We start from the raw sequence: 14870 nt of genomic DNA, 5'->3' as shown, positions 1-14870 counted from the left end.
GACGGGCATTCTAGCATCAATGCGGCGCTTTCCTCTTTGAACAGGCTCCATACCGCCACAGTTAAGTATTCTTGGGCTGGTGCCGGGCGCATCTTCCACTACTATCAAAGTAAGTTGGCGTTAGAGACGACGTTACCGTGGGACTGTCGATCAATAAAACGGAATTCTCGGCGGATGAGTTTGAGCGTTTTGCTGCCAAGGTCCGGACGGACCTTAAAGCGCTCACTCGTCTTCTGAACCGGCCCGGCTTTGGCGAGGGCCAGAGTTCCATTGGTGCCGAGGTCGAGTTCTACATCGTAAATCCGGACCTGTGCGTTCAACCCATCAACACGGAGATCGCCGCCAGGGTTCAGGACCCCCAACTGACCGTTGAGCTCAACCGCTTCAACCTGGAATACAACCTCAGCCCCCAGGCTTTCAAGGGAGCCCCGTTTGCCAGAACAGAGCAGGAGCTGCTCGCTGCCATCAGAAAAATCAACCAGCACGCGGCACCACTGAATGGGGAACTGGTTCCGATCGGCATTCTGCCCACACTACGCCAGTCCGATATCAGCGCGGAGGTGATGACAGACGAGCCCCGCTACCATGCCCTGTCCAAAGCACTGCTTGAACAACGAGGTGAGCCATTCAGCATCCACATCGGTGGCAATGATGTCATAGATCTGGAGGCCGACGATGTCACCATGGAGGGCGCCAACACTTCGTTCCAGCTGCACTGGCGCGTCCCTGCCCATCGTTTTGCTGATTATTTCAATGCGGTCCAACTGGTCACGCCGATTGTCCTGGCTCTGGCCAGCAATTCGCCCAGCCTGTTTGGCCACCACCTCTGGGATGAAACCCGCATTGCCCTGTTCAAGCAATCCATCGACAGCCGATCCCCTAACTATAAAACCTGGCGCCATCCTCCTAGGGTCTATTACGGGAATGGCTGGGTACGCAGCGCCTGGGAACTGTTTGCGGCCTCCGCATCACTGTATCCCCCCATCATTCCACTGATGTCGGAGGAAGACCCCATGGCCGTGATTGACCGTGGGGAGGTGCCGAAACTGGCCGAGATGCGACTGCACCAGGGCACCACATGGCCCTGGAACCGGGCCATCTTTGATCACGCAGACGGCGGTCATCTGCGCATCGAGATTCGCTCGATGCCGGCAGGGCCGACTGCCGTTGATATGTGTGCGAACGGACTGTTCGTGATCGGGGCTGCGCTCGCCGTGCTTGATGACATCCGCCACCTGACGTCGATACTCCCCTTCCATTACACCGAACACAATTTCTACCGCGCAGCCAAATATGGCATCGACGCAGAGATCATCTGGCCGCACAAGGATCAGGTTCAGTTGCAGGATATGCCCCTCTTGACCGTGGCCCGTGAGCTACTGCCGCGCGCCCGGGAAGCATTGAAAAAAACAGCCGTGGACGAGACGGAAATTCAACGCCTGCTGGGAATCATCGAAGGCCGCATTGAAAACAACGTGTCGGGCGCCCGGTGGCAGCGACACATCACCGAGTCTTTTCTGAGGTCCCTGAGCCCCGACGAGGCGTTCCGGAGTATGCTGTCTCTTTACATGGCCAACCAGAAGAAAAACATGCCGGTGCATGAATGGACACTGTCACCGTGAGCAAATCGAACGTATTTGATTATCTGAATGACCCTTCCCCCCGGACGCTGGGGCGTTCACCGCTAGAGTGGCTGGACCGGCTGCACAAGCCCACGGTTATTCATGTTGCCGGTCGCGATCGCTCCCGTACACGGGCCATGGCAACCCTTATTCACGGCAATGAGCCTTCGGGTCTGTTCGCCCTTCACCAGTGGCTACTGGAGCAGCACACGCCCGAGGTCAACATGCTGTTTCTGCTCGGAGGCGTCTATCCCGCAAAAATCCCACCTGCGCTTTCATTTCGCCAGCTGCCAGAAGGACGCGACCTCAACCGGTGCTTCAAAGAACCCTTCGAGGGAGAGGAAGGTGCCATCGCACAAGCCATGCTGGCAGAGCTTGGCAAGGCGCAACCTGAATGCCTGCTGGACATGCACAACACCTCAGGCACTGGCCCGGCCTTCGCTGTGAGCATCACCAATGACGCCGCACACCAGGCGCTGACCTCGCTCTACACCGATCGCCTCATAATGACGGACCTACGTCTGGGTGCGCTGATGGAATATTCTGAACAGGAGGTACCGACGGTGACCATCGAGTGTGGTGGAGCCCAGGATGATCACGCTCATCAACTGGCGTACGAGGGGCTGGTTCGGTATGCCTCAAGACCAGACGTATTGTCGCTGGAAAAGGCGGAGTGGAACGTCTCCGTACTGCGAAATCCGATTCGGGTGGAGCTGGCGCCCGAAGCGACCGTTGAATACCGCCTTGAGCCCAGCGGGCAGGCTGACCTCACGTTTCCGCCGGACATCGAACACCGCAATTTTGGGGTTGTTTCCCCTGATGAGCCGCTGGGATGGGTTGGAGAAAAAGGCCTTGGCATACTGACAGCGATCAGCCACAACCGGACCGAGAACATGGAGCAGGTTCTTCAAGTCAGGGATGGGCAGATCTACCCGGCCCAGGCCATCAAAGCCTTCATGATCACCACCAACCCGGTTATTGCGAAGAGTGATTGCCTGTTCTATGCGGTCAAGGCAACGGGCGAACCTATTTTTTAACGGTATATTGCCCGCTCTCTCGCATCTCTTTCTCGGTCGGGATCTTCCTGGCTTTCTGTGGCTGAAACGGCATCCAGATAGTCGGCTGGAACCCCTGTTTCTTCCGCACCGCGTATAACGTGATGCAAATACCAGGAGTAAGGCAGCAAGGATGGGTCTGTATCGGTTGCACAGTAGGTAAAAGCTTGGAGGCAATTCCCCTGCACATCCGTTACCCTAACCCGCTTTTCCTCATAGCCGAAGCCCAATCCCTCGGCCCTGTCTAGCGGGCCTTTCTCGAAAGCCGATATTTCGAACAGTGCACCAATGACGTAGTCATCGCTATTTCCAGTGAACAGCGCGTCGCATTTTGCAGATCCGTCTTTTCTACTCCACTTATGAAACCGGAGAGAGTGCTCAACAAGCACGAACCTACCGACTCGCTCAGCACTGGGAACCCTCTCTTTCAATCTTGGGAGGGACATGTTTGATCCGTAAGCAAAATACTTCACCGTGTCTCCAATCAGTTAACGGTGCCTTCGCTCCTCAACAGTCTTCGCGCAACCATGCCAGCACATATCGCAAACCGAATCGCCCCGGGAGAGAGTATGTGGACGACTGTAATGCCCATGCCGACCATCGCTGGCGAGGACATCAGCACCCGGCCAATCATAGAGACACCAGGACTGAAAGAAAGCATCGAGCTCGCCTTGGTCGCCATTCAATTCAATCACACGACGAACAAAGGTTTGCGGTGGGCAGTGGGACCAGTGCGTATAGGTATTAGGTCCTTCGGTCCAGGCTTTTACTTCATACCCCGGGGCACCGGGCGCACTGAAAGGAAAAACCATGAGCGCCCGGAGTGTCCTCTCGATGCGTGTTGCCGGGTCGCGGCTAGTGACACGAAAAGGAAGGGATACGGCCGTTAGCATCCAGTTATAAACTTTCCAGCCTAAATCGCCCACCAGTGTCTTGGCGTACTCCAAAGGCACTCCACGCGCTATCATCTCTTGGAAGGCTGCGGTCGTGATTACCGCCAGAAATACAGTTTGACGATTACCGTAGGTTGGCAAATTGTCGAGCTCTGCAATGGGCATCAACGAGTCAGACCGAGCCCATGTTTGCTTGAGATACTCCTTAATGTCAGATTCAAGCCACCTTCCCTTTTGCGGCTCTTCGAGATCAAGGAGTCGCCCCTTCAGAACCTGACGGGCGGATCGACGAAAAACCGGCCTGTAGAATATTTTACAGACAGCTATAAACGTTCGGTTCGATGAGCTCATTTTCTCGTCTTGGAGTGACATGACCACCTTGCCCGCTGCTCATTCGTCTAGTTCGACTCGCGGATCAGAAGGAAGTTTCGATCTGTATCTCTTAGCAATACTGCCAACAACGCATTCTTATATTTTTCTCGTTCTTCCTGCTGAATGAGCCGACTCCTTCTGGACAAGCGCATTGTCAATCGTTCTACATGGCGTAAAAAGCAGCTGCAGCCAGGTTCAACGCCATCATTACGAAATCCGTGATGAAGATAAAAAGCATCATGCCTTTAATCTGCCATGCCCCACCACCACTCCGATTCTGAATGGCAATCGGCACATTAAAAACAAACTGTGATCCATGAGCGACAGCGAAGACCAACAGTAAGATCGACCTTTGAGCGTCGCCCGGAAACTGGTCCAGGTTGGTTAACAACAGAATATTGAAGACAGCAAAAGCGAAATTAAAACCACCGAGAAATCTGCCCGACTCCGCCAGAATATCGAAGACGGGTGTATCCCTGTGTTCCCTGGGCACCATGATTTTCGCAAATACCCTGTGGCGAATTGAGAAGGCATGAAAGCCCATTGCAAACCAGAGGGTGTTAACCAACAGAATAATTTCCAGCATGACTGTGTTTCCCTACCGTGTTTTCTTGCGATTGCCTGTATTGATGCCTATCCCGATGCCCGGCTTGCGGTGTTGCGCAACCTCAGCTGGATGTCCTCCACGTCGCGTCGCACCGGCCGGAACTCGTTTACTGGATGCTCTGCCGGGTAACCGATAGAGACCCCGCACAGCAACTTGTAGTCTGCCTCTATCTGAAAGCGTTCGCGAATGGGACTGCCCCAGATGGCGAGGGCAGCCTGGGTGCAGGTACCCAAGCCTTCGTCCACGGCTGCCAGCATCAACGATTGCAGGAAAATCCCCGCATCCAGGGCGCTGTAACGGCCCAGCTTGTCGTGCACATAGACAAAAATCACCGTGGGAGCACCGAAGAACTCAAAGTTGCGCCGCATCTGGCGGTCCCGCGCCGCATAATCCTCCCGGTCAATGCCGAGGGTTTCATACAGGCCCATGCCACACTCGAATTTGCGTTGGTGCAACTCCCCGGGATACTTCACATTCGGGTTGTAGTCGCCGTCCGGTAACACCTTACCGGTCGCGCCATGCCAGAGCTTCAGGGGCAAAGGCATGCGGCTGACCCTGTTAGCCCGGTCAAAACGTTCACACAGTTCGTCGCTGATGGCCCGGCGCACGGAGCCGCTGGCCACGGCCAGGCGGTAGGGCTGCGCATTGGAGCTGCTGGGCGCTTTCAGAGCCTGCTTCAGGACCCGGCCCATTACGCCTGAAGGAATCGGAATACTCTGGAAGTGCCGAATGCTACGGCGATGGTTCAAGGCATTGATCAGTTCCATGGGGCCTCTCTCCGGCTGACTCATCGGGTCACCGAGTGAACTCGGACTGTGAGCGAGCAGTATAGAAATCCCACTGGTAGCAATAAACAGTACTTCAGGCAATATACTGTTGCGAAATAGGCAACAATAAGGAATCCCATGTCAGCCGTTACAGAGCAAGCGTTGTTCCTGACCCTCGTGGAGGCGGGGAGCTTCAGAGGCGCGGCCGATCAACTGAAAGTGAGCACGTCGGCGGTCAGCCGCCAACTCAAGCAGACTGAACAGGCCCTGGGCGTTCGACTGCTCAATCGCACCACCCGCTCTCTGTCCCTGACCCAGGCTGGCCGGGTTTACCTTGATTCCTGCCGGCGGATTGAAGAGGAAAAACGAACCACCCAGCGCATGCTGCAAAACCTTACCGCCAAGCCCGTTGGGCGACTAAGAATCACTGCGACGCCCGCTTTTGCAAACGCCCAGCTCCTGCCCGCACTGGCCGACTTCTCGCAACATTACCCGGACATCCAGTTCGACCTGACCCTCAGCGACCGGCACGAAGATCTGGTCGAATCCGATCTGGATCTCGCCATACGTATCGGGGATCTCAAGGATTCGCGCCTGAAATCACGACGGTTACTCGCTTCCCGCCTCGTGCTGTGCGCTGCACCGGGTTACCTGCGCGAACGCGGATACCCGCAATCGCTGGAGGAGTTGGGCCGGCACCAAATTATTTACAGCAGCCATTTGCCCGACATCGAAAAGCGCCATATGAATAGGCTGCCAACCCCGGAGGTGCCCGAATCCCACAAAGTGCTGGTGGTGAACGACGTGCTATCCATTTACCAGGCGGCCAAGCTGGGCATGGGCGTTACCCTGTTACCGGATTACCTGATCAGCAAGGACCTGGCGAACGGCGTTCTGGAAGAGCTGTTCCCGGACCAGGTCCGGCCGCCGCACGAGGTGTTCGTCCTCTTTCAGGGAACTGACTTCATGCCCCATAAACTGCGAGTGTTTATCGATTTCCTGGCGACACGTTTCGCGCAGGTTACGAAGGGCAGTATTTGAAGAATTGACCTTCATCACCCCTGAAAACGTCACCGGCATTAATGATAACGGGCTGCTTCCGGGAAGCCGGCTATACCTGACAGGGCATGATGACCGGTCGCTTACCCTGTGCCGATGATTTCGATGATTTCGAACAAATCTCACGTTTCCGAAGCAAGTGTCGTGTTTTAATGGCGCGATTACCGAACGGAACATTCACTACGGTCAGGGAAAGATGCCATGAGTTTTGCCAATTTACGGGCTGTTGCCACAGATCTGTCGGCGTTGATGCTGACGTCATTACTGCTGACGGGCTGCATGCCCGGAACCATCCCGACTGCCGTTGGTACGGGGGTTGTGTACGAACAGAAGCAGAAGTACGAGCACCAGCATGAGGTGGAGCGCGCCGTTGACCGTTATATTGCTGACCATGCCGACTCGCCCTGCACCCAGGGTGAGGACCGGGTTCTCGAACCCGCGGTGGAGATTCTCAAGAACTACCGGGTCAGTGGTTACGATGAAGTGATGGACCGGCTTGGTGCCATTTACCAGGATGAGTCCCAGGAAGAGGGTGTCCGTGCCGCGGCGCTCTATAACATGGCGGTTCTGAACTCCCGAAAGCTGGAGCCAAACAAGGCTCTGGCGCGGGAATATTTCAAACGACTCTATGTCGAATTTCCCAATCATTACCGCTGTATTTTCGACGAATCAGAGTGGCGGGATAACATGATTGAGGAGCAGTTGCTGACGCCGGGCGAGACCGTTGAGTCGTTTCTCGAGGATGCAAGAAAAGACGCCCAGAAACGCCAGGCCCCGATCGAATAGGCCGCGCAGCGGTGGACACGTGTCCGGCAACAGCGGCCGGTTCAGGAAGTCGCCGCCACCACCGAAATTTCTACCAGCAACTCCGGAGACGCCATCTGCGCCTGCACACAGGCCCTTGCTGGAGCTTCGCCTTCAGGCACCCAGTTATCCCAAACCTCGTTTAAGGCCTGGAAGTCAGCCATATCAGCAAGGTAGATCGTTGCTGACAGAATTTTGTCGCGACCGGAACCGATGCTCTCCAGCAACTCGTCCACTTTCTCCAGCATCCCGGTTACCTGGGTATGAATGTCACCGTTCCTGTCCTTGGCAACCTGACCGCAAAGGTAAGCGGTGCCATTGTGTTTCACGATCTTGCTCATGCGGTTATTGGTGGAAATACGCTCAATAGTCATTGCTGTCGCCTGATTGGGAAATGGGATGAATGCAAGTTTTTTACGCTCACCAGCTTCTCACAGATAGTGCCACGCTGTGGAGCCACGGTTACGAACTGCCCGAGCGGGTGCAGATGACATTTGTCTCGAAAGTCCCGTGCATTGGGTTGTTAGTGCTCATGACTTCCTGCTACGACTCAGTAAAAACAAAGCAGCTCCTGCTACCCCTATTTCAAGGGCTAAATAGACGTACATGATTGGATTCTCTGATCCGTCGATAACGAGCCCTACGACACGGCCACAAGCCATGCCGAGCATTAGAAATACAATGGCAGCTAACCCAAGTCGGATTGATTCTTGTTTTGAAGCGAGGGTGAATAGCACTATGCCAACTGCTATCGACATGCCACCGTATGTGGCTCTCATATCGGTTAATGCAGCCGCGGTTGTTGGGACAGCATTTGTAACCAAAAAAGAAAGCTGAGATGGCGCGAATACGAACCCCAGGCCGTACAAAGCAAAAATCGTGGCAGTGATATTTACTAGGAATTTGTTCATATTCATGTGCTGGATAAAGTCTCGCTTGTGAGCACGAACGCCAATGTTCAGCGGCCGGGTTGCGGAGCGCAACGTGTCAAACCGCTCCGGTGGAGGCCCTCTAGGGACGGAACGAACTGCCAATCAATCACTAGCTCTCCAATTTGCAACAGCCACATGATAGCCCGCACTATCCCGGACAGATAGCAGAGGAAACAGCACACGAAATTGCAGTACTGTTGGATCGGGTATTTTCAGCGACTGGATCTTTGTGGTGTGCGGGCCAACTATCATGATGAATATCGCTAAAGATCACCGGATAAAGCGAGGCACACTGTCGCATCGTATCCTGTGGGGCGGTTCCGCTATGACTAATTCCATTGAACGTGTGAGCCGGCGGCGACGACCCGTTAGCACACCTTTATTAAAAAAGCCGGCTTTTAGGCCGGCTTTCTGTTGAAGCAGTTGTGATTTACCGCGTTAGCAGGTTGCCGCAGTGTCCTCTTCGGCTTTGGCAGTGTTGCTGGCCCTTTTTTTGTCGCGCATCAGGAATCCCGCCATCCAGTTGGCGATCGCTATGGAGTCTGTCGCGGCCTCTGGTGTTGAAAGCCCTTCAAGCGCTTTGTCTGCGTCGGCTTCCGGAACGGATTGGCCGCGAAGGTGCTTCACCAGGCGGGTCTCAAAGGTTACATCGAATTCCGGATGCGCTTGGAACGTCAGTATCCGGTTGTCGTACTGGAGCACCGCGTACGGGCAGAAAGCCGATTCCGCAATCACTTCGGCTGCGTCCGGCTTTTCCAGTACCTGGTCCTGGTGCATCACGCTGAGCGTGAATTTCGTTGAACTCAGGTCCAGGCCCTCTACCTCTCTGGTCAGGGCGTATTCGTGCAGCCCCACTCCCCAACCGCCGGAATACTTGTGTACGTATGCATCGAAGGCATCGGCAATGATCTGGTGGCCAAAGCAGATGCCAAGCATCGGGCGGTCTGCCTGGTAAATGTCGCGGATCAGTACCTTGAGCTTTTGCATCCAGGGCAGGTTTTCATACACGTTGGACTTTGAGCCAGTCACAATCCAGCCGTCGCAATCGGTCGCGGATTCGGGAAACTCGCCGTCACGCACGTCAAAGTTGACGTAATCAAATTGCTGACCGGCCTGCTTGAACAAGCGTTGGAACATGTCGGCGAAGGAACCGAACTCGCCAATCAATGGATCCGGCGTGATGCCGGTGGCCAGAATGCCTATCTTCAAAGTCATCCGGATTCTCCAGTTCAAAGCGCCCGCCCCATCAGTTCAGGCGGTTAAGTGCCACACGAACTGATGCGTCGGACAGGTTGGTCGGATATTCAGTGATTCGTTTAGAGCAGCCCGAGGTAGGCCTCGTATTCCACGTCGGTGATCCGCTCGTTGAGCAGGCGTTGTTCCTGGCGCTTGGCAGCACTGTAGACGCGTTGGAACTCCTCGCCGAGATATTCCTTCAGGATCGGGCTGTTCGCAAAGGCATTGGTGGCGTCTTCCCACTTGTTGGGCAGAACCAATGATTCGTCGCTTTCCGCGTAGGCATCGCCTTCGATGGGAGCCGCAGGCTCCAGGCCGTTTTCAATGCCATACAGCGCGCCAGCCAGAACAGAAGCCAGTACCAGATACGGGTTGGCATCGGCGCCGGCGACACGGTGCTCAATACGGCGAGCGGCACATGGGCTTTCCGGTATCCGCAGGGCCACGGTTCGGTTTTCGTAGCCCCAGCAAGCGATGGTAGGCGCGTGGGCACCCGGCATGAAGCGGCGATAGGAATTCTGGTTGGGCGCCAGGGTCAGCATGGTGTCGGGCATGGTTTTCATCATCCCCGCGACCGCCTGTTTCATCAGATCACTGCCCTCTTCCGTGCCGTTATCAAACACATTCTGTCCGGATTCGTCGAGCAGGCTGAAGTGAACGTGGAAGCCGTTGCCGCTTTGTTCGGCGTACGGTTTGGCCATGAACGTGGCACCGTAGCCATGGCGGCGGGATACTCCGCGCACCAGCCGTTTGAACAGGATGGCCTGGTCGCCGGCCAGCAATGGGTCGTCGACATGGTTGAGGTTGATCTCGAACTGGCCGGGCCCCATTTCGGCAATGATGGTATCTGCTTCGATGCCCTGGGCGTCGCAGGCCTTGCGAATATCCGCGAAGAAGGCGTCAAACCCGTCCATCTCCTCCACTGCGTAACCTTCAGTGTTCGAAAGGCGGCGACCGTGGCCATTCGCGAGTACGGGGGGAATGGGGCGTTGGGTGGTTTCGGACTTGCCATCCATGAGGTAGAACTCAAGTTCGGTGGCCATCACCGGGCGCAAACCACGGGCCTTGAAGCGATCTACCACGCGCTTTAACACCTGGCGTGGGTCGGCTTCAAAAGCGGATCCGTCAGCGTTGAACATCATGGCCAGAATCTGGTGCCGGGGAATGTCTGACCAGGGCACCGGTAGTGGTGTTTCGGAGACCGGAAGGCACACACCATCGCTGTCCCCGGTTTCAAAGACCAGCCCGTTATCGAGCACGTCGGCCCCCCAGAAGTCGAAGCCGACCACGGATCGTGGCAATTTGATGCCCTCGCTCAAAACTTTTTTCAGAACGCCGGCAGGCATTCTTTTACCGCGTAAATTGCCGTTCAGGTCGGTGATAAAGAAATCGAATTCGGTGTTCTTGTTGACTGTCATACGTCTCTCTTTGGAACGCTGCCGTTTCTATGAGTGTCTGAACACTAAACGATCCCATGAGTAGTGTAACTATAACCCAGGGGGTATATGGGGTGATTAAAAGCATGGCGGCGAGCCGATATCCCCCGATAGGTATATCCCCAGTCTGGCCCGTTTTGTTAGAAAAGCCTTATCCGAGCCACAACTTAGTTCACCAGTCGGGCTCTTCATTGGAAGCCAGGGAAAACAAAATGCCACCAACAATGAAAACCCCACCGCAGGGAAACGGGGACGCCATTCGTGCCGTCGATGCGCAACACCACCTGCATCCGTTTACCGATTCAGGAAAACTTAACGCCAAGGGAGCCCGCGTGATCACTCGCGCCGAAGGGATCTATTTGTGGGACAGCGAGGGCCAGCGGCTGATCGACGGCATGTCCGGCTTGTGGTGCGTGAACCTCGGTTACGGCCGAAAAGAATTGATCGCTGCAGCTACGCAACAGATGGAAGTGCTGCCCTATTACAACACCTTCTTCCAGACCACCAATGCGCCTGCGGCCCGGTTAGCGCAGGCCATCGCGGATATCACTCCGGGCGATCTGAATCATGTCTTCTTTGCCAGTTCCGGCTCCGAGGCGGTGGATACTGTCATTCGGATGGTGCGCCATTACTGGACGCTCAAAGGCCAGCCACGTCGCAAGGCACTGATTGCCCGTGAGAATGCCTACCATGGCAGTACCGTGGCCGGGGCGAGTCTGGGCGGCATGGGGCCAATGCACAAGCAGGCAACGCCCCTGCTGCCAGATATTCACCGCATTCCTCAGCCCTACTGGTATGGCGAGGGCCGCGGTCTGTCTGAGGATGAATTTGGGCTGCTGTGCGCAAAGCCCCTGGAAGACAAAATACTGGAGATCGGCCCGGAAAATGTGGCGGCCTTTATCGGTGAACCGGTACAGGGTGCAGGAGGCGTGATCGTTCCACCCGCAACCTATTGGCCGGAAGTTCAGCGTATCTGTCGAAAATACGACATTTTGCTGGCTGCTGATGAGGTGATCTGCGGGTTTGGCCGCACCGGAAGCTGGTTTGGTTGTGAAACTTTTGGCTTCCAGCCGGATATTATGTCGATGGCGAAGGGGCTGTCATCCGGATACCTGCCGATATCAGCGGTGGCCGTCGGTGATCGCATTGCCAATGCGTTGATTAACGCCGGCGATGATTTCAACCACGGATTCACCTATTCCGGCCACCCGGTTGCCGCGGCGGTGGCGCTTGAAAATATCCGCCTGCTGCAGGAAGAACGTGTGGTCGATTACGTCGCCAACACCATAGCCCCTTACTTCCAGACCCGAATTCGAGAGCGCCTCGGTGATCATCCTCTATGCGGTCATATCGAAGGGGTTGGCCTCCTGGCGGGCATCGCGCTGGTGCGGGATCGGGCGTCCGGCACCTTGTTTGATTCGGAAATTGATGTTGGCACGATTTGCCGCGATCATTGCTTCCGCAATGGTTTGGTCATGCGTGCCTGTGGCAATCGGATGGTGTTCTGCCCGCCTTTAGTCATTACTCCTGCCGAAGTTGACGAGATGGTGGAAAAAGCGCGCGAATGCTTCGATTTGACCTACGATGATGTCAGGGCATTGATCCCTGATCAGGCCAAGGCCGGATAAGGCCCACACTTTGGGAGCCTGGCGTTTGCCGGGTTTCCCGAGCCACACAGACACAGGTTTGAACAGGTCGGACTGCAAACGCGTATGCGAGAACGAATCAGCCGTATCAATGCCAACGATAGCTGGCAAAAAAATGTCGCAGTGTTGATCGACCACCAACGCCTGCGCAGCTTTCCGGCAGCCCTCGAAGAGTTCCTCTCAACACTTTGTTTTTACGATACATTTATTATGGTGGCGTATAAAGCGTCCTTGCGCCCTATCCTCCTTCACCCGACGGCACCTGAAGAACAGAGCGACACCCTTCGGCTTTACATCAATCACGCTTATGTTATCGATCCCCTGTTTCATGCCATCGAGTCCGGCGTTGCACCAGGCGTGATTCGACTCGCCGACATCATGCCGGACTCGTTCAAGGAAACGGAATACTTTCAGACTTGCTACCAGGATTTTGGCTTGGTGGACGAAATCAACCTGATCATCCAGCTTGATGACGAGGTGACCTGCACGCTGACCCTTGGGCGTAAGGCGGCGCTCGATAGCATTCCACGAAGCGAACTGAACACGCTCAACGAGTTTTATCCGATTTTGAGCGCGCTGGTGCGCCAGTTCTGGCTTTCCCAATCACAGGAATATCTGCAATACGGCCGTTCCCACGGGCCAATGAAGCGGGCGCTAAGTACCTTTGCCAGCGGTGTGCTGACTCATCGGGAGCGGGAAATAACCGAGCTGATCTTGCGGGGCTATTCCTCCCAGGCCATCGCCGACCAACTGAAAATCAGTGTGGGGACAGTGAAAGTGCACCGAAAAAACATTCATAATCGGTTGAACACATCGACCCAGGCGGAAATTTTCACCCAATTCATCGCCCACCTGAACAGCCTGGACGACTACTAGGCTCTGTTTATTCGGGTACGGGCGCGTTCCCTGCGCCTGCCCTAGCCCAGCCCTTAAAGGCTGATCCAGACCGTTTTGAGATCTGTATACTTTTCAATCGAGTGAAGCGACTTGTCGCGGCCATTGCCGGAGGCTTTCACGCCGCCAAAAGGCATGGTGGAGTCACCGCCACCCCAGCCGTTCACCCAGACCATGCCGCTCTGGATCTGTTTACTCACCCGGTGCGCGCGAGACAGGTTGTTGGTCCAGACCGAAGCGCCCAAACCATAGCGGTTGTCGTTGGCCAGCGCGATAGCCTCGGCCTCGTCGTCGAATTCACACACCGCCAGTACCGGCCCGAAGATTTCCTCCTGAACGAAACGCATGCCATTCTTGGCGCCGTCGATGATGGTGGGCTCAACGTAGAAGCCTTTGCCTTCGATGTATTCCGGCATGCCGCCGGTAAGAACGGTGGCGCCATCGTCCATGGCGGATTTGATGTACCGTGCCACGGTGTCGAGTTGGGCTTTGTCGACGAGTGCGCCCATGCGGGTGTCGGGGTCCAGCGGATCGCCCCCCTTGTAGGCGGATGCCGCTTCCATTAATGCTTTCAGGAACTGGTCCTTGATGGAACGTTGCAGGTACAGCCGGGAGCAGGCAATGCAGATTTCACCCTGATTGGAGAATATCGAGGCAGCAGCGGTCTGTGCCGCCTTTTCGATGTCCCCGCAGTCATCAAACACCACCATCGGAGATTTCCCGCCGGCCTCAAGCCAGACCTTCTTCAGGTTCGACTGGCCAGCGTATTCCATCAGCATGCCACCAACCCGGCTGGAGCCGGTAAAGGCCAGCACATCCACGCCGTGATGCAGGGCAAGCGCCTTGCCGGCGGTGTGGCCGTAGCCCGGCAGAACGTTCAGCACGCCATCAGGGATGCCTGCCTCAGTGGCCAGTTCGGCCAGGCGCAGCACACTTAGTGGAGATTTTTCGGACGGTTTCAGAATGACCGAGTTGCCTGCTGCCAGGGCCGGCGCCAGTTTCCAGGTGGCCATCATCAGGGGGTAATTCCACGGCGTTATGGCGGCAACAACACCCACGGGCTCATGGCTGATCAGACCCAGGGTGTCGCCACCGGTTGGTGCGATCTCGCCGTAGACCTTATCGATGGATTCGGCGGTCCAACGGAAGCAATCAATGGAATCCGGAAGGTCGATATTCACCATTTCGGAGATGGACTTACCCATGTCCAGGGTATCGGTGACCGCTAGTTCATCGCGATGCTGGTCCATCAGGTCGGCCAGGCGCAGAAGCACTTCTTTTCGCTCTTTCGGTGATTTTGTTGACCACACGCCGGATTCAAAAGCCTTGCGTGCGAAGGCCACTGCCAGATCGACATCTGCCTGATCGCAACTGGCAACGTCCGCCAGGGTCTGTTCAGTGGCCGGATTCACGGACGCAAAGGTCTCGCCGGAAACTGCCGGCTGGAAGCGGCCGCCGATGTACGCCTGATTCCGGAATGTGATCTGCTGGCTCAGTGTCTGCCACTCGGCTTTGGTCTTCATGGAACGCTCCCTGCAAGCAAATGG

General features: G+C 55.8%; 15 protein-coding genes. 6 read left to right on the top strand and 9 right to left on the bottom strand.

The window, feature by feature from the left end; genetic code table 11:
* Positions 1 to 137 precede the first annotated feature (137 nt).
* Together KZO34_RS16145 and KZO34_RS16140 are read left to right on the top strand one after the other, a co-directional pair.
* Entirely contained in the window at positions 138 to 1622 is a 1485-nt protein-coding gene (locus KZO34_RS16145; protein ID WP_219477889.1) for a hypothetical protein, read from the top strand.
* Entirely contained in the window at positions 1604 to 2659 is a 1056-nt protein-coding gene (locus tag KZO34_RS16140; protein WP_219477888.1) for a M14 family metallopeptidase, read from the top strand. The genes KZO34_RS16145 and KZO34_RS16140 overlap by 19 nt, the downstream gene beginning before the upstream one ends.
* On the opposite strand, the gene KZO34_RS16135 is transcribed toward KZO34_RS16140, so the two are convergent.
* From KZO34_RS16135 to KZO34_RS16120, 4 genes are all read right to left on the bottom strand, one after another.
* Positions 2656 to 3150, bottom strand: a complete 495-nt coding sequence (locus tag KZO34_RS16135; protein WP_219477887.1) for a gamma-glutamylcyclotransferase family protein — start codon at positions 3148 to 3150, stop codon at positions 2656 to 2658. The two genes, KZO34_RS16140 and KZO34_RS16135, sit on opposite strands and share 4 nt — an antisense overlap.
* 15 nt (positions 3151 to 3165) lie before the next feature.
* Positions 3166 to 3921 (bottom strand): hypothetical protein, encoded by a 756-nt coding sequence (locus tag KZO34_RS16130; protein ID WP_219477886.1) that lies wholly within the window; start codon positions 3919 to 3921, stop codon positions 3166 to 3168.
* A gap of 184 nt (positions 3922 to 4105) precedes the next feature.
* Positions 4106 to 4528, bottom strand: a complete 423-nt coding sequence (locus KZO34_RS16125) for a hypothetical protein (RefSeq protein ID WP_219477885.1) — start codon at positions 4526 to 4528, stop codon at positions 4106 to 4108.
* 47 nt (positions 4529 to 4575) lie between these two features.
* The gene (locus tag KZO34_RS16120) at positions 4576 to 5316 is read right to left on the bottom strand and encodes a nitroreductase (RefSeq protein WP_219477884.1); all 741 of its coding nucleotides are present in this window, start codon (positions 5314 to 5316) and stop codon (positions 4576 to 4578) included.
* Between the two features lie 138 nt (positions 5317 to 5454).
* Here KZO34_RS16120 and KZO34_RS16115 point away from each other — a divergent pair, with 138 nt between their 5' ends.
* Together KZO34_RS16115 and KZO34_RS16110 are read left to right on the top strand one after the other, a co-directional pair.
* Entirely contained in the window at positions 5455 to 6357 is a 903-nt protein-coding gene (locus KZO34_RS16115; RefSeq protein ID WP_219477883.1) for a LysR family transcriptional regulator, read from the top strand.
* Positions 6358 to 6576: 219 nt separating this feature from the next.
* Positions 6577 to 7161: a hypothetical protein gene (locus tag KZO34_RS16110; protein WP_257900490.1), complete on the top strand. Its 585-nt coding sequence runs from the start codon at positions 6577 to 6579 to the stop codon at positions 7159 to 7161.
* Between the two features lie 41 nt (positions 7162 to 7202).
* Here KZO34_RS16110 and KZO34_RS16105 read toward each other — a convergent pair whose 3' ends face one another.
* From KZO34_RS16105 to KZO34_RS16090, 4 genes are all read right to left on the bottom strand, one after another.
* Positions 7203 to 7553, bottom strand: a complete 351-nt coding sequence (locus tag KZO34_RS16105; RefSeq protein WP_219477882.1) for a RidA family protein — start codon at positions 7551 to 7553, stop codon at positions 7203 to 7205.
* A gap of 156 nt (positions 7554 to 7709) precedes the next feature.
* The gene (locus tag KZO34_RS16100; RefSeq protein ID WP_219477881.1) at positions 7710 to 8096 is read right to left on the bottom strand and encodes a DUF4345 domain-containing protein; all 387 of its coding nucleotides are present in this window, start codon (positions 8094 to 8096) and stop codon (positions 7710 to 7712) included.
* A 453-nt stretch (positions 8097 to 8549) separates the two neighbouring features.
* Positions 8550 to 9326: a glutamine amidotransferase-related protein gene (locus tag KZO34_RS16095; protein ID WP_219477880.1), complete on the bottom strand. Its 777-nt coding sequence runs from the start codon at positions 9324 to 9326 to the stop codon at positions 8550 to 8552.
* A gap of 101 nt (positions 9327 to 9427) precedes the next feature.
* Entirely contained in the window at positions 9428 to 10765 is a 1338-nt protein-coding gene (locus KZO34_RS16090; protein ID WP_219477879.1) for a glutamine synthetase family protein, read from the bottom strand.
* Positions 10766 to 11007: 242 nt separating this feature from the next.
* Between KZO34_RS16090 and KZO34_RS16085 the strand changes: the two genes are divergently transcribed.
* The gene (locus KZO34_RS16085; RefSeq protein WP_219478069.1) at positions 11008 to 12411 is read left to right on the top strand and encodes an aspartate aminotransferase family protein; all 1404 of its coding nucleotides are present in this window, start codon (positions 11008 to 11010) and stop codon (positions 12409 to 12411) included.
* A gap of 84 nt (positions 12412 to 12495) precedes the next feature.
* A complete protein-coding gene (locus tag KZO34_RS16080) occupies positions 12496 to 13305 on the top strand; it encodes a LuxR C-terminal-related transcriptional regulator (RefSeq protein ID WP_219477878.1) in 810 nt (269 codons plus the stop codon).
* A gap of 53 nt (positions 13306 to 13358) precedes the next feature.
* Here KZO34_RS16080 and KZO34_RS16075 read toward each other — a convergent pair whose 3' ends face one another.
* Positions 13359 to 14846, bottom strand: a complete 1488-nt coding sequence (locus KZO34_RS16075; RefSeq protein WP_219477877.1) for an aldehyde dehydrogenase — start codon at positions 14844 to 14846, stop codon at positions 13359 to 13361.
* Between the last annotated feature and the right edge of the window lie 24 nt (positions 14847 to 14870).

This window comes from Marinobacter sp. F4206 (assembly GCF_019392195.1).
Classification (GTDB): domain Bacteria; phylum Pseudomonadota; class Gammaproteobacteria; order Pseudomonadales; family Oleiphilaceae; genus Marinobacter.
The sequence above is the reverse complement of the archived record's forward strand: the minus strand, read 5'-3'. Positions and strand labels throughout refer to the sequence as shown.